The organism is Lysinibacillus sp. NPDC095746, from assembly GCF_044763535.1.
In the GTDB taxonomy this organism is placed as follows: domain Bacteria; phylum Bacillota; class Bacilli; order Bacillales_A; family Planococcaceae; genus Lysinibacillus.
This window is the reverse complement of sequence record NZ_JBIWGL010000024.1, coordinates 1-22,701: the sequence shown is the minus strand read 5'-3', so window position 1 is coordinate 22,701 and position 22,701 is coordinate 1. Positions and strand designations below refer to the sequence as shown.

The 22,701-nt window shown below is 36.9% G+C and carries 22 protein-coding genes and 2 riboswitches; of the genes, 15 read left to right on the top strand and 7 right to left on the bottom strand.

Going from position 1 to position 22,701, the window contains the following annotated elements:
* Positions 1 to 6: 6 nt before the first annotated feature.
* Positions 7 to 759, bottom strand: a complete 753-nt coding sequence (locus tag ACIQ7N_RS17175) for an ABC transporter permease (protein WP_402934274.1) — start codon at positions 757 to 759, stop codon at positions 7 to 9.
* Entirely contained in the window at positions 756 to 1,487 is a 732-nt protein-coding gene (locus ACIQ7N_RS17170) for an ABC transporter ATP-binding protein (RefSeq protein ID WP_402934273.1), read from the bottom strand. The genes ACIQ7N_RS17175 and ACIQ7N_RS17170 overlap by 4 nt, the downstream gene beginning before the upstream one ends.
* 110 nt (positions 1,488 to 1,597) lie before the next feature.
* On the opposite strand from ACIQ7N_RS17170, the gene ACIQ7N_RS17165 reads away from it, so the two are divergent.
* Positions 1,598 to 2,098, top strand: coding sequence for a methylated-DNA--[protein]-cysteine S-methyltransferase (locus tag ACIQ7N_RS17165; protein WP_402934270.1), 501 nt, complete (start codon positions 1,598 to 1,600; stop codon positions 2,096 to 2,098).
* Positions 2,099 to 2,183: 85 nt separating this feature from the next.
* Here the strand turns inward: ACIQ7N_RS17165 and ACIQ7N_RS17160 are convergent, their stop codons facing one another.
* Together ACIQ7N_RS17160 and ACIQ7N_RS17155 are read right to left on the bottom strand one after the other, a co-directional pair.
* Complete coding sequence (locus tag ACIQ7N_RS17160; protein ID WP_402934268.1) at positions 2,184 to 3,479, bottom strand: ammonium transporter; 1,296 nt, start codon at positions 3,477 to 3,479, stop codon at positions 2,184 to 2,186.
* 13 nt (positions 3,480 to 3,492) lie between these two features.
* On the bottom strand, positions 3,493 to 3,834 hold the full coding sequence (locus ACIQ7N_RS17155) for a P-II family nitrogen regulator (RefSeq protein WP_132364165.1): 342 nt from the start codon (positions 3,832 to 3,834) through the stop codon (positions 3,493 to 3,495).
* A 312-nt stretch (positions 3,835 to 4,146) separates the two neighbouring features.
* Between ACIQ7N_RS17155 and ACIQ7N_RS17150 the strand changes: the two genes are divergently transcribed.
* The 12 genes from ACIQ7N_RS17150 (at position 4,147) to guaA (ending at position 17,833) form a co-directional block, all read left to right on the top strand.
* Positions 4,147 to 5,607, top strand: coding sequence for a nicotinate phosphoribosyltransferase (locus ACIQ7N_RS17150; RefSeq protein WP_402934266.1), 1,461 nt, complete (start codon positions 4,147 to 4,149; stop codon positions 5,605 to 5,607).
* 22 nt (positions 5,608 to 5,629) lie between these two features.
* A complete protein-coding gene (nadE, locus tag ACIQ7N_RS17145) occupies positions 5,630 to 6,454 on the top strand; it encodes an ammonia-dependent NAD(+) synthetase (RefSeq protein WP_402934263.1) in 825 nt (274 codons plus the stop codon).
* Between the two features lie 232 nt (positions 6,455 to 6,686).
* Positions 6,687 to 7,007, top strand: a complete 321-nt coding sequence (locus tag ACIQ7N_RS17140) for an NAD synthetase (protein WP_402934261.1) — start codon at positions 6,687 to 6,689, stop codon at positions 7,005 to 7,007.
* A gap of 280 nt (positions 7,008 to 7,287) precedes the next feature.
* Complete coding sequence (locus tag ACIQ7N_RS17135; protein WP_402934259.1) at positions 7,288 to 7,929, top strand: nitrous oxide reductase accessory protein NosL; 642 nt, start codon at positions 7,288 to 7,290, stop codon at positions 7,927 to 7,929.
* Between the two features lie 60 nt (positions 7,930 to 7,989).
* Complete coding sequence (locus ACIQ7N_RS17130; RefSeq protein WP_402934320.1) at positions 7,990 to 9,261, top strand: right-handed parallel beta-helix repeat-containing protein; 1,272 nt, start codon at positions 7,990 to 7,992, stop codon at positions 9,259 to 9,261.
* Positions 9,258 to 9,710, top strand: a complete 453-nt coding sequence (locus tag ACIQ7N_RS17125; RefSeq protein WP_402934257.1) for a nitrous oxide reductase accessory protein NosL — start codon at positions 9,258 to 9,260, stop codon at positions 9,708 to 9,710. The genes ACIQ7N_RS17130 and ACIQ7N_RS17125 overlap by 4 nt, the downstream gene beginning before the upstream one ends.
* Entirely contained in the window at positions 9,710 to 10,522 is an 813-nt protein-coding gene (locus ACIQ7N_RS17120; protein ID WP_402934317.1) for an ABC transporter permease, read from the top strand. Before ACIQ7N_RS17125 ends, ACIQ7N_RS17120 begins: the two co-directional genes overlap by 1 nt.
* A gap of 239 nt (positions 10,523 to 10,761) precedes the next feature.
* Complete coding sequence (locus ACIQ7N_RS17115) at positions 10,762 to 11,442, top strand: ABC transporter ATP-binding protein (RefSeq protein ID WP_274067952.1); 681 nt, start codon at positions 10,762 to 10,764, stop codon at positions 11,440 to 11,442.
* A 239-nt stretch (positions 11,443 to 11,681) separates the two neighbouring features.
* A complete protein-coding gene (locus tag ACIQ7N_RS17110) occupies positions 11,682 to 12,626 on the top strand; it encodes an AAA family ATPase (RefSeq protein ID WP_132364145.1) in 945 nt (314 codons plus the stop codon).
* A complete protein-coding gene (locus ACIQ7N_RS17105) occupies positions 12,623 to 13,804 on the top strand; it encodes a DUF58 domain-containing protein (protein WP_402934254.1) in 1,182 nt (393 codons plus the stop codon). The genes ACIQ7N_RS17110 and ACIQ7N_RS17105 overlap by 4 nt, the downstream gene beginning before the upstream one ends.
* Positions 13,801 to 15,987 carry a transglutaminase TgpA family protein gene (locus ACIQ7N_RS17100; protein WP_402934251.1) on the top strand — a complete coding sequence of 729 codons (2,187 nt, stop codon included), beginning with the start codon at positions 13,801 to 13,803 and terminating at the stop codon, positions 15,985 to 15,987. Before ACIQ7N_RS17105 ends, ACIQ7N_RS17100 begins: the two co-directional genes overlap by 4 nt.
* Positions 15,988 to 16,022: 35 nt before the next feature.
* Positions 16,023 to 16,124: riboswitch (purine riboswitch) on the top strand.
* A gap of 158 nt (positions 16,125 to 16,282) precedes the next feature.
* Positions 16,283 to 17,833, top strand: coding sequence for a glutamine-hydrolyzing GMP synthase (guaA, locus tag ACIQ7N_RS17095; RefSeq protein ID WP_274067949.1), 1,551 nt, complete (start codon positions 16,283 to 16,285; stop codon positions 17,831 to 17,833).
* A 45-nt stretch (positions 17,834 to 17,878) separates the two neighbouring features.
* On the opposite strand, the gene ACIQ7N_RS17090 is transcribed toward guaA, so the two are convergent.
* From ACIQ7N_RS17090 to ACIQ7N_RS17080, 3 genes are read right to left on the bottom strand one after another with little or no spacing between them, the layout of a single operon-like run.
* Positions 17,879 to 18,421 carry a DUF7010 family protein gene (locus tag ACIQ7N_RS17090; RefSeq protein WP_132364137.1) on the bottom strand — a complete coding sequence of 181 codons (543 nt, stop codon included), beginning with the start codon at positions 18,419 to 18,421 and terminating at the stop codon, positions 17,879 to 17,881.
* A gap of 10 nt (positions 18,422 to 18,431) precedes the next feature.
* Complete coding sequence (locus tag ACIQ7N_RS17085; protein WP_402934248.1) at positions 18,432 to 18,848, bottom strand: hypothetical protein; 417 nt, start codon at positions 18,846 to 18,848, stop codon at positions 18,432 to 18,434.
* Positions 18,845 to 19,285, bottom strand: coding sequence for a LytTR family DNA-binding domain-containing protein (locus tag ACIQ7N_RS17080; protein WP_248717229.1), 441 nt, complete (start codon positions 19,283 to 19,285; stop codon positions 18,845 to 18,847). The genes ACIQ7N_RS17085 and ACIQ7N_RS17080 overlap by 4 nt, the downstream gene beginning before the upstream one ends.
* Before the next feature lie 372 nt (positions 19,286 to 19,657).
* Here ACIQ7N_RS17080 and ACIQ7N_RS17075 point away from each other — a divergent pair, with 372 nt between their 5' ends.
* Positions 19,658 to 20,326 carry an MOSC domain-containing protein gene (locus ACIQ7N_RS17075; RefSeq protein WP_402934246.1) on the top strand — a complete coding sequence of 223 codons (669 nt, stop codon included), beginning with the start codon at positions 19,658 to 19,660 and terminating at the stop codon, positions 20,324 to 20,326.
* Positions 20,327 to 20,555: 229 nt separating this feature from the next.
* Positions 20,556 to 20,657, top strand: a riboswitch (purine riboswitch).
* A 130-nt stretch (positions 20,658 to 20,787) separates the two neighbouring features.
* Positions 20,788 to 22,092, top strand: a complete 1,305-nt coding sequence (locus tag ACIQ7N_RS17070) for an NCS2 family permease (RefSeq protein WP_402934244.1) — start codon at positions 20,788 to 20,790, stop codon at positions 22,090 to 22,092.
* The last annotated feature ends 609 nt before the right edge of the window (positions 22,093 to 22,701 follow it).

Here is a 22,701-nt window from a genome sequence, read left to right as displayed (position 1 = left end):
TAACAATTATTTTACTTCAAGTAGTTGCATGCGCTCATTAAAAAGTGCAGGATAGCTTAAAAAACCTATCATTATGCTTGATAATGTCGCTGCTGTTAGTAGGGCGAAAATGATTAATAGTTGGAATTGCACCGCTTGAATAGGGTCTGCTCCGCCAATTATTTGGCCACTCATCATACCTGGTAATTGAACTAGACCAATTGTTTTTTGGCTTTCAATTGTAGGAATCATACTGGCCTTTATCGCATTCATTAGCTGTCGATGAATTGCCTGTTTTGGTGTGCCGCCTAACGACAAAATTAACTCAATTTCGTTCTGATGACTAGCAATTTCCGATGTAAAACGATTTAAAAATAGAACCGATAATACCATTGAATTACCAATCATCATGCCGCTAATTGGAATAATATACTGCGCTGTTGCAGGTACAATATCAAAACCTAGCAATACTCCTTGCGTAACAAATTCTACTACAATAAGAGTTAGTGCTATTTTCCATGTAATACCTGTAATACCTTTCCCTTTTTTACGAGCATTTAGTGTTGCTACTATAACCATTAAAGTAACCATAAGGAAAATATAAATATAGCTTTGAGCATCAAAGACAAATTTTAAAATGTAACCTACGGCAAGTAGTTGAACAATAGAACGAATAGTAGCGATAAGTGTATCTTTTTCAAGTCCTAGCTTTAAGGTTTTTGACAGTAGAAGAGGAATTAAAACAAAAATTAACGTTAAGGAAAGCGAAGTATACGTCATACATTCACCCCCTGTACAAATTCAGCGACCCGTGGATTTTTAGGTGCGTTAAGTAAGGAACTTTCTCCTGTTTCAATTAGTTCTCCATCCATCATGACCCAAGTATAGTGTCCGATTGTCAACGCTTGCTGTAAATTATGAGTGATCCAAATGATTGTGACATTAAACTTTTTATGGATTGTAGCAATAAGTGTCTCAATTTCTTGCACGGATTGACGGTCTAGTGCAGATGTGATTTCATCTAGCAATAAAATGGAGGACTGATTAATAAGTGTTCTTGCAATAGAGACTTTTTGTCGTTGTCCACCTGATAATTTATTTGTTGGGCGTTGTAAAAAGCTTTGATCGAGTCCAACGTCTCGTAAATATTGGATAGCTTCTTGCTCTGTAAGCTTTTCTCCTTGTAACGAACGAGGGAGTGCAAGATTATCGAATACAGTTCCTTCTATCATTGGGGCTGCTTGAAGAGCCATACTCACATACCTTCTTAAAGCAGTTGGCTCGTAAGTAGAAATGGCTTGATTATCAATTAATATTTGACCATCTGTAGGAGATGATAGTCCATTGCACAATTTAAGTAGAGTTGTTTTGCCAGCACCTGAAGGGCCGACTAACGTAGTGATTTTTCCTTTTGGGAATGAACCAGTAATCGATTTTATTATCATCTTGTCATTCGATGAAAAGGTGACCTGTTGAAAGTGAATGGCAGGCTCATATGAAGTATTCATAAAGTTAAAACTCCTTTATACTAATAGGTAAAATAACTGTAGCATGAAACAAAGGGATTCTAAAGTTATTTACAGGTAGTGGATACTAATTAAGTTAAGGGGGTTAGAGAATGGATGTATTGTATGTAGATACATTAACATATGCACAAGGTAATATGTATATCGTTGCTTCAGATGAAGGGCTTGTCTATATAGGAACTCCGAATGCACCATTTGAAGAGGTAGAAGTTTGGGCAAAAAAACCATTTAAAGGCTATCACTTTGAAGAGAATAAAGAAAAGTTACAGCCATATGCTAAGCAATTAACGGCTTATTTTAATAAAGAGCTCATTGAATTTGATGTGCCAGTACATGTCAAGGGGACACCATTTCAACTAGCGGTTTGGGACGCTTTGAAGGAGCTACCATATGGTACAACGACAACGTACTCAGATATTGCACACCGTATCGGAAATCCGAAAGCAGTAAGAGCTGTAGGCAGTGCAATTGGTGCCAACCCGATATTAGCCATTATTCCTTGTCATCGTGTCATTGGAAAAGATGGCAAGCTAACAGGTTTTCGTAGTGGACTAGCTATGAAAGAATTTTTATTGGAGCTAGAGAGAGCCTAAAACAAGAATCTGCATAATCTTCAGTTGGCCGAAGAGATCGCAGATTCTTGTTTTTTGTATTTAAGAAGATGAAGTTCATTAAATACTATACATGTTCTTCTTGGACATTGTTTTTTGCTTTACCGAAATGAGTTAAACGATGAGCAAATGTTTCTCCCCGCACTGCAGAGCCTTTGAAAATATCCTGAAACTCATAAGCAGGAGCACCGTGTTCAATGACATCTAGGCCAGTGACTTCTTCTTCGGCAGAAACTCGTAATGGCACAAACGCTTTTATAATAAGTAAACCAGCTGCTACTGAAACGCTAACCCAAGCGAGAGTAGCAAAAATCCCAATGGCTTGCACTCCTAATTGGCCGAAACCTCCTCCATAAAATAATCCTTGACCACTAATATCAAACAAGCCAACTGCCAGAGTACCCCATATACCACAGATACCATGGACAGCGATGGCACCAACAGGATCATCGACTTTTAACTTCCATTCAATGAAGCGGACGCTCTCGACTAATAATGGAGCCGCAATTAATCCGATAATGAGTGAACCAAAAATACTAACATTAGCTGCACCAGCGGTAATACTCACAAGTCCTGCTAAAGCACCGTTTAATGTGAGTGAGCCATCGATATGACCATATCGAAATTTCGTATAAAGGGCCGTAACCACAACCCCCGCAGCAGCAGCGAAAAATGTAGTTGCTATTACGCTCGGAACAAGTTTAGGATCAGCAGCTAATGTGGAGGCACCATTGAAGCCAAACCAACCAAACCAAAGTAAAAATACGCCTAAAGCTCCTAATGGGATACTATGTCCTGTAATAATGTTAACACGACCATTTTCATATTTACCGAGACGTGGACCGACCATTACCGCAGCTACAAATGCCGCCACTGCACCTGTTAAATGGACAACGGTAGATCCAGCGAAGTCGATAAAACCGAGATTTGTTAACCATCCATGACCACTCCAAACCCAGTGACCAACAACAGGATAAACAAGTGACGACATGAGAATAATGACACCAATATAAGCAAAAATATTAGTACGTTCTGCTACTGCTCCAGATAAAATCGTTGCTCCAGTTGCCGCAAACATCGTTTGGAAAATAAAGAAGGAAAGATTATCTACACCATTTAAAGCAAAGCCACTTGTACCGAAGATACCACCCACTGAATCACCAAACATAATAGCGTAACCACAGAGAAAATAGACAATGCCACCAAGTGATATCGTTAGGAAGTTTTTCATAATAATATTGACTGCGTTTTTTGAGCGTGTAAAGCCCGCTTCAACCATTGCAAATCCTGCATGCATAAAGAATACTAAAATTGTACCGAGCATCATCCAAACTAAATTTATAGATAATGTTATTTCATCCATATATATCGCCCCCTTATTCTACTGCAATTGATCCGACTTCTTTTGTACGGATACGAATTGCTTGTTCTATTGGATAAATGAAGATTTTACCATCCCCGACCTTACCGGTTGCTGCCTTTCGTAATAAAACGTCAACAATGGGATCTACTTTTTCATCATCAACAATCATTTCTAATTTCAACTTTGGCAAAAACTCAATTTCGTAAGTATTTCCACGAAATAATCCTGTACGCCCTAATTGACGACCGCAGCCAGCAATTTCTGAAACACTGAGCCCTGCAATTCCTTCCTGTGCAAGTTCGTCCCTGACCGCGCCGAAAACTTCGGGACGGATAATTGCTTCAATTTTTTTCATCAATATCAGCTCCTTGAGTAAAGTTAATTTACATGTTAAGACGCTATGAAAAATGGCGCAAGAATTATTTGAATATTCATGTTATATCTTGTTACATGTGATATTTCGGTTTTCGTAATAGTTTGCTGAGAATGTTTTTAAAAGGGGAATGAAAGCGGTATTAAAAAATGTGTCTAAAATGTGAATATTTCTAAATTTTCTGATTAATAATGTGAGGAAACCTAACATTAAAGTTGGAGGATGTAATACGCAAGAATTTGGGTATATAGTGTATACTAGGACTAATTATCAAAGCGGAAGAAGGGGTTTCTTGTGAGATCAAACTATGCAGATGATAGCTTAGCGCTACACACTGACTTGTACCAAATCAATATGGCCGAATCGTATTGGGCTGATGGTATACATAATAGAAAAGCGGTTTTCGAACTATATTTTAGAAAATTACCTTTTGGCAATGGTTATGCAATTTTTGCGGGATTAGAGAGAATTCTTGAATATTTACGTGATTTTCGTTTCACGGATTCGGACATAACGTATTTGCGTGAAGAGGTTGGTTATAAAGAGGATTTTATCGAGTATTTAAAAAATATTCGCTTTACAGGGGATATGTATTCTATGGTGGAAGGAGAAACTGTTTTCGCTAATGAACCAATTATACGCATTGAAGCACCTTTAGTGGAAGCGCAACTAATTGAAACTGCATTACTTAACATTGTGAATTACCAAACCTTAATTGCAACAAAGGCTAGCCGTATTAAACAAATTATAAAAAATGAAGTAGCGATGGAGTTCGGTACACGACGCGCTCAGGAGATGGACGCAGCGATTTGGGGAACGCGTGCGGCGTTTATTGGTGGTTTTGCTTCAACTAGTAATGTGCGAGCAGGTAAACTCTTTAATATTCCAGTATCGGGTACACATGCACATGCACTTGTACAAGCCTATAAAAATGATTATGATGCATTTCATTCCTATGCAAAACGTCATCGTGATTGCGTATTCCTTGTAGATACTTACAATACGTTAAAATCGGGTGTGCCAACAGCGATCCAAGTGGCTAAAGAACTTGGAGACAAAATTAATTTTATTGGCATTCGATTAGACAGTGGGGATATAGCATTCTTGTCAAAAGAAGCACGTCGTATGTTAGATGAGGCAGGATTCCAAAATGCTAAAATTATCGTATCAAATGACTTAGATGAATACACGATCTTAAACTTAAAGGCTCAAGGTGCAAAAGTTGATGTGTGGGGAATTGGTACAAAGCTCATTACTGCCTATGACCAACCAGCTTTAGGGGCTGTGTATAAAATGGTTGCTATTGAAAATAACGATGGGCAATTAGAAGATACGATTAAAATTTCTGCGAATGCTGAAAAGGTAACGACGCCAGGTCTTAAACACGTATATCGCATTATTGATCGAAAGAATGGCAAGGCAGAGGGAGATTACATCACTATGCAAGATGAAAATCCTCAATCAGAGGAAAGAATTAAAATGTTCCACCCTGTTCATACTTTCGTATCAAAATTTGTAACGAACTTTGAAGCTAAGAATTTACATCATCATGTAATTAAAAATGGTGTAATACATTATCAAAATCCTACTTTGGAAGAGATGCGCGATTATGCAGCTAATAATTTAGAGTTGTTATGGGATGAATATAAACGCGCCATGAATCCTGAGGAATACCCAGTCGATTTAAGCCAAAAATGCTGGAATAATAAAATGCGTAATATTGAAGAAGTAAGTGAAATGGTCAATCGATTGTAAAGTGTAAGGAGTGAAGGACAAAATGACATTACAGCAAGAAATCATTAAGGAATTACGTGTGTTACCTACTATTGATGCGCAGGAAGAGATTCGCAAATCCATTAATTTTTTAAAGGACTATGCGCGTCGCTATAGCTTTGTAAAGGGATTTGTTCTTGGGATATCAGGTGGTCAAGATTCCACGTTAACTGGAAAATTAACGCAGCTTGCAGTCGATGAATTAAATGCCGAGGTGGGAGAAGCGAAGTACTCATTTTGGGCTGTTCGTTTACCATATGGTGTGCAAGCGGATGAAAAGGATTGTCAGGATGCGCTTGACTATATTAAACCTACGAAGACTTATACGGTCAACATTAAAGATGCAGTCGATGCAAGTGTTAGAACATTAACGAATGCGGGTATTGAACTAAGCGATTTCGCTAAAGGGAACGAAAAGGCACGTGAGCGAATGAAGGTGCAGTATTCTATTGCTGCTATGAATAATGCTGTTGTATTAGGTACCGATCATGCTGCGGAGGCAATTACAGGATTTTACACAAAATTTGGGGATGGTGGTGCGGATTTAATGCCAATCTTCCGTCTCAACAAGCGTCAGGGTAAGCAGTTACTAGCGGCGCTTGATTGCCCACAGCACTTATATTTAAAGGTACCAACTGCGGATTTAGAGGAAGATCGTCCTTCATTACCAGATGAAGTAGCTCTTGGTTTAACGTATGACCAAATTGATGATTATTTGGAGGGGAAGGAAATCTCTGAGGATGCTCGTAAAACATTGGAAGGGCATTATTTACGTTCACAACACAAACGCCATATGCCAATTACTATATTTGATGATTTTTGGAAGTAATTTATAGCTATCAACATAGCGTGGGGTTGATTTTTCATTTCTGACTGGGCGGCTTTCCTGGATGAGCCGATAACTATTTGGGAAAAGAGTTATAAGAAAAAGTGTTAACACTTTTTCTTATAGCTCTTTTCACTTTTTTTAAGCAATTTGGTTCTGTATTATTAAGTTCAAGCATATAATGTCGATATAAATACCTACAAAGTTGATAAAAAGTAAAGGAGGGTAATTATATATGAGGACTTCTAGAGTAAGTTCGACGACTAGTAGTATATTTCGTAACGAACAACAGTATTTACATGCTGGGGATTTAAGTCATAATTTCGGACAAAATCCGAAGAAACAGTTTAAAAACAGTTTGCTAAAGAATAAAGATAAAAAGCATTTAAGTAACACTAGACAAATCCAGCAGCAACGTCCCAATAAAATAGCGGCTAGTTTTGTGGACAATGCTTACGATTTACAAATACGCAATGAATTAAATGAAACTGCCGTTAAGCTAAGTCTTGTCAGCAAGCAAAAGAAGCTTCTCAATAGTTACCGCTCTTCTATATAACATCATAAACTCAAACTCTCTACATCATTCAGGATGTAGGGAGTTTTTTATATTGAAAACCCAAATGGTGTCAACGGAAATCAACCCCTTGCTTTGCCGACAAGTGTTATAAAAAAATAGGAAGTATATATTTTTTATTCAAACTATTTGAAGTCAAGATGTTCAATGAATATTCAAGGTAATTTTTCCAATACTTCACAGCAATTTTTAACTTATTTCACAACTTACCTGTAAAGTATGTAATAGAAACAGAAAAAAAGAAATATTGGGGGAAGCAATTGTGAAAAAAATATGGTTACCTGCACTTGCAACATTACTTTTACTTACTGCATGTGGTACAGAAAAAGATCAAGTTAAGAAAGAAGAGTCTAAGCAAGAAGACGCTACAACAAGTCAAGCAGAAGCAAAGGATAAAACTACACAAGTCGCCTCTTTAGTGGATCCACGTTTACAAGAACCAAAAGAAGGTACAATGTGTGAAATGTGTAATATGAAAGTGTATTTGAAGGACGAAGATATGGGGGAATTCTCTACTCAAGCAATAAAAGAGGATGGAACAATCGCCTTTTATGATGACATAGGCTGTTTAGTAAATGCCGAGGTTGCAAATAATGAAAAGAACGAAAAATTTGTACGTGATTATATCACGAAAGATTGGGTAAAGGTTGATGATGCAACGATCGTCAAAACGGACCTAAAATCTCCGATGAATTGGGGATATATTTATTTCAAAGATAAAGCGGATGCAGACAAATTTATCGCTGACAATCCAACTGCACATGTAGAGGAATTACAAAAAATTAAAGATGATGCGTTAGAGCGTCGTAACAAGAAAATGAAAGAAAAAGCTGAAAAAGAAGCAAAAGGTGAATCTGATTCTATGCATATGGAAGAAAAGAATCACGATGGTCAAAGTCATTAATCGAATGGACTAGGGGGAAATCCTCTAGTCTTTTCGTGCTGAACTGGGAGGTACGGATTGGTGAAAAAAATAGGGTTTGCCTTATTATTTTTTCTATTTATGAGTCAGACAGTGCACGCCGACTTTAATGTACAGGAGGCCATTAATATAGCAAAGCCTGGGGAAGTCGTTCATATTCCTGCTGGTCGTTACCAAGGTAATTTTATTGTGACAAAACCGATAACGCTACAAGGTGAAGAGGGAACGGAACTTATCGGTGAAAGAGACAATCCCTCACTCCGAATTGAAAACACTACTAATGTCACTGTGGAAAATATAAAGTTATCAGGGAAAAATAAAGCGATCGTAGCTAATGCTGTAGATGGACTGGAGCTACGAAAGTTACAAATTAAAGATGTTCATACAGGTATCCATATACAACGCTCCAAAAATATACGTATACAAAATATCAATGTGACTGGTAGTGAAGGTCATTATTCCAAAAAAGGTAATGGGGTGGCTGTTTTTAAGAGTGAGGACATCACTATCGAAGGCACTACTGTTGAGCAAGTGCAGGATGGAATATATGTAGAAGAGGTCAAGCATATTGTTGTTCAACATAATAAGGTAACGAGTAGTCGTTACGGTACACACTTTATGTATACAACTGATGCTGAAGCACTTTTCAATACATATGCTCAGAATGTGACTGGCCTTATGATTATGATGACGACAGACATATTCCTGGAAAATAATATAGTAGCTAATCATTTTGATTTTAATGGCTACGGTATGCTGCTGTATGATGTGCAACAGGCTGAAATTAAACATAACACGATTAAAAATAACCGAACTGGTGTAGCAATGCAGAAAAGTTCAACTATTCAAATTGAAACAAATGATTTTCGGATGAACCAAACAGCCATTGAAGGTACAAAGGTAAGTGACGACACAATGGCTAGTAGTAATAACTTTACAGGTAACATTTTAACGGCTCGCTCTGATAAGCAAGGCTTTCAACTAGTAAGTAATTATTATGATGATTACTCAGGGATTGATTTAAAAGACAATGGTATCGGTGATATTCCATATGTGGCTGTGTCGAGCTTTGGTCAATGGATGGTACGCCAGCCTGTTTACCAATATTTCGTGGCATCTCCGAGCGTCATTTTATTGACATCGCTGGATCAGCAAATTAATAAAACTGAAAAGAATATGCTTGTGGATAATACGCCCAAATTGGCGACGAAGCATGTGAACGAGAAGACTAAGATAAATATGGTGCAAATGTTAGTAGGATTATTCTTGACATTAAGTAGTTTATGGCTATGGAAAAGAGGAATAACAGAATGAAAAAATGGATGATGATTGTAATGCTATGTTGTGGTGTTTTGATGGGCTGTAGTGAAAAAACATATGAGCCTCGTGAAATAGTTAGTGAAACCGATGTTTGTAAAATTTGCAATATGAGTATCGTTCACAATGCATATGCTGGTCAGATTGCATTGAAAAATGGTGATTATGAAATTTTTGATGACATTGGCTGTCTAATGGAATATATAGAAGCGAATGGGGAAGGTGAGATTGGAGCGGCCTTTATTAAAGATGCAGCAAAAAATGAATGGATTGACGTTTTTAACGCTGTTTATGTATACAACAAGGATTATTGGACTCCGATGAATTATGGGGTAGTTGCGCTCGATTCAAAGGAAGCAGCACAGGTGTGGATGACTAAAGAGGGAGAAGGTCAGCTGCTTGCTTATAAGGATTTACACGATTTTAAATGGGGGATCCATAAGTGATGTACAGTAGGCTTATTAAACTAGAATTAAAGCAAATGCTCAGAAGTCGTTGGATGCAACTTGTAGGCATACTTTTCACATTCGTTTTTACAGCTATCATTGTCATACAGCAAATGGCATTGCCGGATGTAGAGGGTTTTACAAGACAGACTGCTTCGTTTTTAAATGTATTGTTGTTTTTATTGCCTCTGTTTATTTTAACGATCGGTAGTATGAGCATCGCTGGTGATGTGGAATCAGGCTGGTTTTCGTTATTAAAGACATATCCGATGACACGTCTGCAATATATTGCCGGAAAGTATATTGCCTCTGTGCTTGCCTTTTTATTAGTCATTGTCGTGGCGTTTGGCGTAATTTTAGCGCTTGGTGGATTTCTTGGTGGAGTGCGTTTGCCATTTATTTTCATTATTCTAACTTTGCTATGTATCTTTATTTTTGTGTCATTGGCTATTGTTGTGGGGGCATTTGCAAAAACAAGATTATTTGCACTGTCGTTATCACTTGTATTTTGGTCCGTTTTTTTATTGCTAATTTCTTACGCTTTAATGGCTATTGGAACGATCGTGGCGGGCCATATTCTGCAAAAACTGACGATTATAGCGATACATATTAATCCTGTGGAGTGGCTGCGCTTTGGTTACTTTATATTTACAGATCAGGCTAGTGTGCTTGGACCGGCATTTTATCAAGTAACGCAGTTTTATTCGTCACCACTAGGTTACGTAGTATACGTAGCTGTGACATTGCTTTGGATAGTATGTCCATTAGTATACACTAGCTTACTTTTATCTTCTTTCAGTGAAAGAAGGTAAAGTCTCCGGCGGATGACACAGAATCGGGAAAGGTATCTTAAAGGATGTTAGCCTAAAATCACCGTATCCATGCGATAACTGCTAACTGGCCTGCATCATGCTGTTGCTGTCGGCTTCGCTTTGGGCACAGACAAAACTAGTTGCTGCTTTCGCGCAAAAAAACATTTTGCAGGCGTAATCACAAAGCCGTTTCAAAACGCAATTATGTCGAGGCATAATTGATAGAAAGGGGAGAGAAGATGATGCTTTTAGAAACAAAGAAGTTATCGAATATTTATGATAATAATAGAGGTCTTCATGAAGCCTCCTTTTCTTTACAGGCGGGGCGTATTTTAGCGCTTGTAGGAGGAAATGGTGCTGGAAAGAGTACTTTAATTCGCCTGCTAACTGGGCAAGAAAAACAAAAATCAGGAGAAATAATATGGCATAAACCACAGGCTATTCGATATATGCCTGACGATGTGGACTTTCCGTCTATGTTAACAGCTGCAGAAATTTTGCAACTACTTGCCTCTTTAAAGAAAATTGGCAAAAAGGAACAGGAAGATGTACTGAGACGCGTAGCTTTATGGGATGTTCGAAAGCAAAAAGTGAAGCATTTCTCAAAGGGGATGCGTCAACGGCTTAATCTCGCTCAAAGTTTACTTGGTGACGGTTCTTTGCTTATTTTAGATGAGCCTACGAATGGTCTTGATCCTTTTTGGATTGCGGAGCTGAAAAAAATGATGCTCGAGGAAAAAGCAAAGGGCTGTACTGTAATTTTTTCTACGCATTTGCTTGCTTTTGCGGAGGAAATAGCGGACGATGTGTTAGTTTTACATGAAGGAAATATACTTATTTCTGGCGAATTAAAGGAAATATTTTTACAAGAAAATTCATCTTCGTTAGAGAATTTATGGTTAAAAAAATTAAATCTGTAACATTTTGATAGGTAATAACGTTATACTAAAAGATAGGTTTGTTTGAATTGTATTCAGACAAGCCTTCTTTTTCATGCTAAAGTAATATTCTTTTTTTCGCTACATGCTCGAGCTATAGGGATGAAGTAATAGATGAGTGTTTCATACTAATTGTGTTACTAAACATATTTCGTTATTCTTAAAGGAGTTGTCATGCAATTCGAATAATTGCTGAAAATGATATAGGAGGTTTTTGATTTATGAATTCACAAATACAAGATGTATTAGAAAATATAGAAAAAGTAATGATAGGCAAAAGAGAGGTTGCAGAGCTCAGCATCGTAGCTTTGCTGGCAAGAGGGCATGTCTTGCTTGAGGACGTACCAGGTGTTGGTAAAACGATGATGGTGCGAGCGCTGGCAAAATCCTTTGACGCACAGTTTAAAAGGATTCAATTTACACCTGATTTATTACCGTCTGATGTTGTAGGGGTTTCTATTTATAATCCAAAAACGTTGGAATTTGAGTTTCGACCTGGTCCGATTATGGGAGATGTCATTTTAGCTGATGAAATTAACCGTACGTCTCCTAAAACACAATCTGCTTTACTTGAGGGGATGGAGGAAGCCTCTGTCACGATTGATGGTAAAACCTTAACAATCAATCAACCATTTTTCGTTATGGCCACTCAAAATCCAATTGAGCATGAAGGAACATATCCGTTACCAGAAGCACAGCTAGATCGTTTCTTACTAAAAATAAAAATGGGCTATCCTTCAAGAGGACAAGAAGTGGAAATTCTCCGTCGTGCTGAACATGGTAAACCAATTGAAAAAATTGAAGCAGTGCTAACAGTTGCGCAATTAAACGAATTGCAGGAGCTTGTACAGGGTGTGTATGTTGAAGATTCGGTCAAAAACTATATGGTCGAGCTAGCGACTCAAACAAGGGAAAATAGCTATGTATATTTAGGCGTAAGTCCTCGCGCAACGATTGCTTTAATGAAAGCTTCACAAGCTTATGCATTTATTAAAGGGCGTAGCTATGTTACGCCTGATGATGTTCAATATTTAGTACCATTTGTTTTTAGCCATCGTCTAGTATTAAAACCAGATGCTCGTTACGATAACGTTACGGCAGAGGAAATTATTGAGCGAATTATTGCGAAAACACCTGTGCCGACAAAGAGGTTTGCAGAGCAATGAAGAAATGGAAAGCTTTAATTGAGAAAAGTAAACATTTCTTATTAGTATCTTTGTTAATGATCATAACGTTTTGTTATGCCATGTTCCAAGGTGGATTTGTCAGCTGGTTTGTGTTTTTTACAGTTAGTCCGTTTTTGTTATATGCATTTATTTTCTTACTGGTGAAAGAAGATATTTTACTAGTGGAACGCAAAATTGAGCCCTCCCATGTAGAGAGTGGACAATCTGCTAAGGTTACAATTACGGTGGAACGAAAAACACGCTTTCCGTTTGCTTATATGATGATGGAGGAACTTGTGAACAGTGAAGCCCTTGTTCAATCAAGGGTGCAAGGAACGAATAGCATTAAGTTCGTTGGCTTCAGGAAAAAATTTAGCTGGGATTACGTGTTGGAAAATATGTCCCGTGGCGAGCATCGTTACTTAGGTGTTACGATTGTATTCTGTGATTTTTTTGGCTGGGCAAAAAAGCGAGTTACGGCAGAAAAGGAACAAGTCATTTTAGTTTACCCGAGAGTACGCGAGATGAGATATGCCGCGCTTCAAACAAAATTTGATGTTGGTACAATGATGTCACCTTATTCAATTGTTAAAGATACATCCATGGCTGTTGGCTTACGTGAGTATGTTCCAGGTGACCGTTTTTCGTGGATTCACTGGAAATCATTTGCGAAAACACAAACATTGCAATCTAAGGAATTTGAAGATCGTCAATCGCAGGAGTTAATGTTAATACTCCATGCTGGAAAATCTCCGTTATTTGAAGAAAAAATTGAGCTTGTAGCTTCGATGCTACAAACAATTGTCGGAGAACGTGGAGATATATCATTTGTTTCAGCTGGTTCGAACACGAAGGTATTTCCGATTATCCAAGGTAATAAGCAGCTAGATCAAGTAATGCATCATTTAGCTGCTATAAAACCTGCTGAAACGGTCAAATTTCAATTACGAGATCAGCAAGTGTTTAAGCATATTGCAACATTACTGTATGTTACGAGTGAAGTATCGGATGAATTACTTCATTCTCTAGCCAATATGGTGAAAAGCTGTATTTGTTTTGTAGTAGCGGAGCAACCACCTATGCAAACAGAATTGGCGAAGCGTTATAGACAAATTCATGTTGTACACGTAAATCCAACAGATTATTACAATCTGTTCACGGAGGTGATGAAGCCGTGAAAAAATCACTAGGAAATTTTATAGAATTAGCAATAGCATACGTAATAATTTTTCTAATTTTACGTGAATGGCTTATTCCTGTCATGCAGCTGACGAATACAGGCTTGGTTCATTTGTTTTTAGTGTTTATCGGTCTAGCATTGATACTCAGCTTATTTCAAGTACATCCGATATTGTCGGGCTTAGTGAAATTAGGTTATATTACTTGGTTTATAGTGTTTGTTTATAGTGAAAGTCCCTTTTTTTCAGGACAGACAATACCATTTTTAATACATGAGTGGAAATGGAATATGACGACCATTCTTTCGGGCGATTTTGGACAAGTTTCGGATTCATTTAGAACGGTGCTATTCCTTGCGCTTATTTGGATGTTAATATACCTAATTCATCATTGGATAACTGTGCGGAAAAATATATTCTATTTCTTCGCGTTAACTGTATTCTTTATTGCCACACTAGATACGTTTAGTGACTATGATGGAAAGGTAGCGATTGTTAAAGTACTTGTGCTTGGATTAATAATGACTGGTTTACTGTTTGTTAAAAGCTTATGGCTTCAAACAGATGCACCGAGCAATGTAATAGGAAAGTGGAAACTGGTTATTCCGATGATCGTTTCGGTAATGCTCATTAGTTCAGTGGCATTCTTTTTACCTAAGACAGGACCGACCTGGGCTGATCCTGTGCCTTTTATTAAAGGTGTTGCAGGGCAAGGGAACGGTGGAACAAGTGCAAAAACAGTTGGTTACAGCGAGGATGATAGCCGATTAGGAGGACCGTTTCAAGGTGATAATACACTAATTTTTACGGCAACTTCTCGTGATCGCCATTATTGGCGTATAGATACAAAGGACACTTATACTTCGAAGGGCTGGATTCTTTCGAAGGGGAACTTTGGCAAAAATGTTTACCAAACAAATACCCCTATCCAAACTTCGTTACAAGTTGGATCTCTAGAAAAAGAACGTCAAATTCAAATAGACATTGCTACTCCAATGCCATTTTTATTGCAAACGTATGGTATGATATCTGTTTCTGCCCAAGATTCACCGCTGTTTATTCAGGATGAACACACTGAAAAAATAGCAATAGAACAACAGAATGGTGAATCGAAATTATTGTCTAACTATACGATTTCTTATAGTGAGCCAGAATATAGCATGAAGCAGCTTCAAATGTCTAAAACAGCTACGTTAGCAACATTAGATCCTTCCTTTAATCGTTTTTTACAATTGCCAAATACACTTCCGCCACGTGTAGTGAATTTAGCGAAAGAAATCACACACGATAAGGCTTCCGTATATGATCAAATAAAAGCAGTTGAAAGTTATTTTTCATCTCACGGCTTTAGATACGATAAAAAAGAAGTAGCAATTCCGGCTGAGGGACAAGATTATGTTGATCAGTTTTTATTTGATACTAAAGTTGGCTACTGTGATAATTTCTCAACATCAATGGTGGTCCTCTTACGTTCGGCAGGGATACCCGCACGTTGGGTAAAAGGCTTCGCACCGGGTAAGCCTGGTCGAATAACAGATGGTTTACAGGAGTATCAAGTTACAAATGATAATGCACACTCATGGGTCGAAGCATATGTACCTGGAACAGGCTGGATGGAGTTTGAACCGACAATTGGATTTTCTAGAAATATGAATATCAATTATGATATGGAGCAAGACACTCCTCAGGAGGAGCAAGTACTGCAGCCAGAAAAAAAGCAAGAACAACCAAAGAAGCAAGAGCAAGAGCCGAAGAAAGAAACATCTAGCTCAACGTCGTTTAGTTTTGATTCTGTTTGGACATGGATGAAAAAGCTTACTTATGTATGGATTGCTCTAGGCATTTTGATGGTCATCGCTAGCATTGCTTTGTTTATGCAACGTAAAACGTGGATACCTAAAATGCAAGTACGAGCATTTCGTAAAAAAGAAGCGGACTGGACAAATTTTGATGCTTCCTATCATGTTTTAATGAAGCAATTATCTCGTATTGGGTTACGCCGGAAAGATGGCGAAACATTACGTGCATTTGCTATAAGAGTAGATGAGTCGCTTGAGACAGAAGAGATGCAAAAACTAACTGCTGTATATGAACAGCATATTTATGGTAAAGATAAACAAGAGGTTGATTTCATGGAACTGAAAGAAAGTTGGGAAAATTTAATCAATCGCACTATCAGTTGATTTTGATGGGTACAAAGAGTAAAATGAAAAAAATTATATATGATGAGGATTGCTTTCATATAAGTTCGATAATAAGGTTCGGATGTTTCTACGAAATCACCGTAAATGATTTCTCTATGAAGGTGAATGTTTTGGTTAGGTGAGAAGGTTAGTAATTAGTAAATCACTTTTCTTTGCTACGCATTCGCCTTTATAAATTTAGAGCTTATGAACGCGTAGGAAGTTTTTACTTCCATACGCGTTTTTCTTTGAACATATGAAAAGTCCTTTAAAAATAGTAGAAGAGGTGGATATATTGTCAGCAAGCCCTTTATTAGAGCAAGAAAAAATCGTCGTTCTTGATTTCGGTAGCCAATTTAACCAATTGATTACACGTCGTATCCGTGAATTTGGCGTTTTCAGTGAGTTACATCCTCATACGATTACAGCTGAAGAAATTAAAGGTATGAACGCAACAGGTATTATTTTTTCAGGTGGTCCAAACTCAGTTTATGACGAAAATGCCTTCCATGTAGACCCAGCTATTTTCGAATTAGGCTTACCAATCTTAGGTATTTGCTATGGTATGCAATTAATGGCACATACGCAAGGTGGTAAAGTTGAAGGTGCTGAAACACGTGAATATGGTAAAGCAGAAATTAAAGTAACAGCTTCAAACAAGTTATTCGGTAACTTACCAACTGAGCAAATCGTTTGGATGAGCCATGGTGACCATGTAACAGAAGTACCTGCTGGTTTTGAAGTAATCGCAACAAGTGCTGCTTGCCCAATCTCTGCAATGGCAAATGTAGAACGTAAACTATATGCAGTACAATTCCACCCAGAAGTACGTCACTCTGTATACGGTAACGACTTATTACGTCAGTTCGTATTCGACATTTGTGGAGCAAAAGGCGATTGGTCAATGGCAAACTTCATTGAGCTTGAAATCGCAAAAATCCGCGAAATAGTAGGCGACAAAAAAGTATTATGTGCACTTTCTGGTGGTGTAGACTCTTCAGTTGTTGCTGTTCTAATTCATAAAGCAATTGGCGACCAACTAACTTGTATGTTCGTTGACCACAACTTAAACCGTAAAGGTGAAGTTGAGCAAGTTATGAAAACATTCACAGAAGACTTCGACATGAATGTTATTAAAATTGATGCGCGTCAACGTTTCATGGATAAACTTGCGGGCGTTTCTGATCCAGAACAAAAACGTAAAATTATCGGTAACGAATTTATTTACGTATTCGATGAAGAAGCAGCTAAACTTGAAGGAATGGACTTCCTAGCACAAGGTACGCTTTACACAGATATCATTGAATCTGGAACATCAACTGCACAAACTATTAAATCTCACCATAACGTTGGTGGTCTTCCGGAAGACATGCAATTCCAATTAATTGAGCCACTTAACACATTATTTAAAGACGAAGTGCGCGCACTAGGATTAGAGCTTGGCCTTGACGAAAAAATTGTTTGGCGTCAACCATTCCCAGGTCCAGGTCTAGGAATCCGTGTACTTGGTGAAGTAACAGAAGAAAAACTAGAAATCGTACGCGAATCTGATTTCATCCTACGTGAGGAAATCGCAAAAGCTGGTCTTGATCGCGACATCTGGCAATACTTCACGGTATTACCTGACATCCGTTCAGTTGGCGTAATGGGCGATGCACGTACGTATGACTACGCAATCGGTATCCGTGCGGTAACATCTATCGACGGTATGACTTCTGACTGGGCACGCATTCCTTGGGATGTTCTAGAGAAAATCTCTGTCCGCCTAGTAAATGAAGTAAAACACGTTAACCGCGTGCTGTATGATATTACATCTAAGCCACCTGCAACGATTGAGTGGGAATAATCCCCTCGTTTGATTTTGAATAAAAAGCTAGTCTGATTTTTCAGACTAGCTTTTTATTTCTTTTTTCAGCATTAAAAATAAGAAAAGTACACCAATTTCTACGATTAACGAGATAAAAATAACATTTAAATGGAAGAAAATCACGCTTATCAAAATAGCTATACAAATAAATATTGAACTATATCGATAATTTTTTGATTGATAAAAGAATGAATATGGTAACAAATGTGCACCGTAAATAATTGCATAAACAGGTAAGACCCACATAGGTGCTTTAAGTAATAAAAGAATACAAATAATTAAATATAAAATTTGATTGTTTGTTGCAATCAATAGTCCATTAATTAATGGATTTTCTTTATAAAATAAATCAACATTTAATAGTTTGGCACAAAGAATTGACACAGGAAACAGCAATGCACCACAAGATAAAATACCAATATTTTTTATCATTAAATCTAAAGGCAGCAACGCAATTACTGTGATAACTCCCCAAATAAATATTGAGGCCATTATAAAAGGAAGCCCCTTCTTTTGTTTCTGAGCAATATCGTTTAATAGTACTTGTAAGCTAGTATTGAGGTTCATTTCAGTCTCCTTAATTTTCAAGCGATCTATTCAAACTATCCGCTATTTTTTTATTTTCATATTTTGAGAAAAAATAAAATCCGATGATATGACCAATCAACGTTATCACTAAAATTAGCAATAAATAAGGTTTAATAATTGCAAATGCTTTCAGTGAAAAAAGATATACACTTCCTATGCCACAGAAAAAATTCGAAAAGGTACTAATAGTAATTTTAGATGTTACTTTTAATGTTGAGTAGTTCCATAAATATGGATAAGTTATACCAAAAACAATCCCCATCAGAACACTAATACCAATTAAATTCCAAATGTAAAGAAAGTTGACTGTTTCTTCGTGAAGATTAAAAATAGTAATTAAGAAAACAATCCAAATCAACCCCAAAAATGAAACGTATAAAAAGCTGTTTTTTAAGTCTTTTATCATATTAATTTCTCCTTAATAGATTTTGCATAATGTCTACTGACAATATACTTATTTTGTTGTTTTGTAATAACTTCCAATCTAGCGTGACTTCCCGAAGCAAATGAGTGTATTTGATGCAAATTCAAAATCATTGAATTATTGATTCTAACCAATCCGAATGATTCCAAGTAAGATAATTCTTTTAAAATCTTATTCAGCAATAGTTCTGTACCATTTATTAAAAAGATTTTGGTGAAATGACCAGATGCTTCAATTGCCTCGATGTTATTGAGTTCAATCATAACCTGGCGATTTGTTTTGAGATCTGTTGCGCTTAAAGTTATAGATTGAAAAAATTGCTGTTCAATTGTCGATAGCAATTCTTTATTCGATGGATTACTGATAATCTCAATTTCAGAAGATGATTGATTGTTTTTCCATATGTAGTTGAATTTCATGTGGATCTCCTTTCTGTTTTAATCGTAGCAACACTTCTCGGAACTTACGACGATTTTTCGTTTTGTTGCAAAATAAATAGGTTTTGTTACAACGTTGATTCAGTAAATTTAAAGCTACAGTTTTTACACCATCCATTTTTCTATACAGAAGTCTGCCACTATAGCTGGTAAAGATAAATACATATTCTGCAGATGAAGAAGTTAAACTGATTGTATATTTTTAAGGAATAAGGAGTTGAGAAAGTAGAGGATGTTAAGCCGCAAATTTTGAAATTCTTTATTTTAAGGATAATACTTTCGAAACATTAGGTATAGTAAACTAATAAATATAAAAAGGATTCTATGTCGTTGTTTAATTTAGGAGGGACGGAAATGGAAAAAAATATAGCGATGATTCACACACTTGCTATTGGTATGCCGAAAGAATTGCATTATAGTAATGGGCGCTCAATGATTACAGGGATTGAAAAACGAAAAGTACAAGAAGTATATTTGTCTGCTCGTGGATTTGAGGGGGACGATGTAGCAGATAAAAAACATCATGGTGGTCCCGACCGTGCCGTTTGTTTATATCCTGCGGAGCATTACATACAATGGGAACAGGAACTTGGTAAAGCATTGCCGACAGCAGCATTCGGTGAAAACTTAACAGTAACGAATATGTTGGAAGCGGATATTTGTATTGGTGATATTTATAAAATAGGTAATGCTGTCATTCAAGTTACCCAAGGACGTGTACCTTGTAGTACGATTGATAAATATGCTGAGGCGAACATTTTACTTAAACGTTTAATTGAAACAGGTTATACGGGCTTCCTTGCTCGTGTACTGGAAGAAGGGACAATCTGTGCAGATTCAAAAATTGAATTAGTGGAAAAGCACCCTGAAGGTATTTCAGTTTTACATTGCAACGAAGTGTATTTTAAAAACAAAGACGCACTTGCGATGAAACGTATACAAGTAGTTGATGCATTAGCAGAAGATTGGAAACAAAAATTAGAAAAAAGAATTCAGCTCTTGCAAAGTAAAGTGATGAACTAAACATATGTTGCTCATGGGCTCTATCATTAAAATCCTCAAGAATTCGAATGAGTTCAAAGGGGATTTTTTTATTTTATAACTTTCGATAAAACGTTCAGTCTTGACCTAGTTATGCAACGATTTCTTAAAACGTGAACATTAAATAAGGATTTTACACGAACTTTCGTGTGTATTTTATAATAAATGTTCGGAAATAGGGTTGAAATCTGAAAAGTGAAATGATATATTGATTGTAAATTAAATATGTCGTCGTATAATGTCGGGGATAAGGCCCGTGAGTTTCTACCAAGTTACCGTAAATAACTTGACTACGATTTTAGTTATATATACCAATGTATAGACACTAATTGATTTCACGCTAGTAATGGTGAAATGTATCGTAGACATGCGACTAGTAGAGTAGTCAGCGTGTCTTTTTTGTTTTCGATATTGAAGACGACCATACGGAGGATTTCTTTAAAATGAAAAAGTATTTCATGTTCGATCAATTAGGAACTAATTATCGCCGCGAAATAATAGGTGGTATTACAACATTCCTTGCTATGGCTTACATTTTAGCTGTTAACCCTGGTATGTTAGAAAATGCAGGAATGGATAAAGGGGCTGTATTCGTAGCTACAGCATTAGCAGCTGCAGTCGGTTCTCTGATTATGGGTATTTTCGCTAAATTCCCAATTTCACTTGCTCCTGGTATGGGCCTAAACGCATTCTTTGCTTTCACTGTAGTTGGAGCGTACGGTATTCCATGGCAAACTGGCTTAACGGGTGTTTTCTTCTCAGGTGTTATCTTTATCATTCTTTCGTTAACAGGTATTCGTGAAACAGTCATTAATGCAATTCCAGTACAACTTAAATATGCAGTTTCAGCAGGTATTGGTTTATTTATAACATTTGTTGGCTTACAAGGAGCGGGCATTATAACAGATAGCCCGGCTACATTGGTTACTTTAGGAACATTCTCTGGTGCAACTTTACTAGCTGTATTCGGGATTGTCCTTTCGATTATTCTTATTATTAAACTACGAAGTATTGGTATCTTCTTAGGGATGGTTATAACAGCAATTGTTGGTATGATTACAGGTGTCATTGTACCTCCTACAGCAGTTGTTTCAGCAATTCCAAGTGTAGATTCTACGTTTATGGTAGCTTTAAAACCAATTTTCAATGACTTTGATTCATTAGTAAACGTTAAATTTTTAGTAGTTGTCTTAACATTCTTGTTTGTAGATTTCTTTGATACAGCAGGTACTTTAATGGCAGTTGCGACACAGGCAGGATTAGTAAAAGATAATAAATTACCACGTGCAAGCCGTGCATTGATGGCTGATGCTCTTGCAACAACAATTGGTTCTTTATTTGGTACATCAACAACTACTGCGTATGTAGAATCAACTTCTGGTGTAGCAGCAGGTGCTCGTTCAGGTTTCTCTGCTGTAGTAACTGCAATACTATTCCTAGTAGCATTATTCTTCTCACCATTACTAGCTGTAGTAACTCCAGCAGTAACAGCGCCAGCTCTAGTTATTGTAGGTGTTCTGATGGTATCTTCATTACGTTTAATTGATTGGGATAAATTCGAAATTGCCGTACCTGCTTTCTTTACAGTAATCATGATGCCTCTTGGTTACTCAATCGCTACCGGTATTGCAATAGGCTTTGTCTTTTATCCAATAACAATGCTTTTAGCGGGTCGTAAAAAAGAAATTCATCCTATGATGTACGGATTGTTCTTTGTTTTCCTTGCATACTTTATATGGGTACGCTAAATATAAAGATAAACAGCACCTCAATTGTTGACTAACAATTGTAGGTGCTTTTCTTATTGAAGAATTGAAAACTATAAAACTATCTACTGTTTAAAATGTAAATATAGAATGTATAACATTCATGTGTAGTTGAATTCTATATTATAGAAGAAACTCCCTTTAACTCCATTCAGTTGTAGAGGAAGTCAGTCGTTGTCACGTCCTATTGTAAAGACTGAGAGACCGACCAACATCATGTTTGCCTAAAGCCTCCGATCTATGTCGGACGCAATTATGCTAAGGTATAATTGATTTATTTGGAATAGTTTTACTTTAAAAAATCACTTGCAAACTTAATATTAAGGTGATATATTTATAAACGTTGTTACGAAACAACAACAACTAAAAAAAACTACTAGCATAAATGATTGACATAGAGTCAACACTATGTTAAAGTATAGTAAGTCACTTAAATGTGACGAACTAATGAACCTTGAAAACTGAACAAGCAAAACGTAATCAATAAAGTTTTTACTAGCTAACCTTGAGTTAGTGAACGAAACAAAATTTTGGACATCAAACATGATGCCAGCAAAACAATTTGAGCTAATCAAATTTCTTTTTATGGAG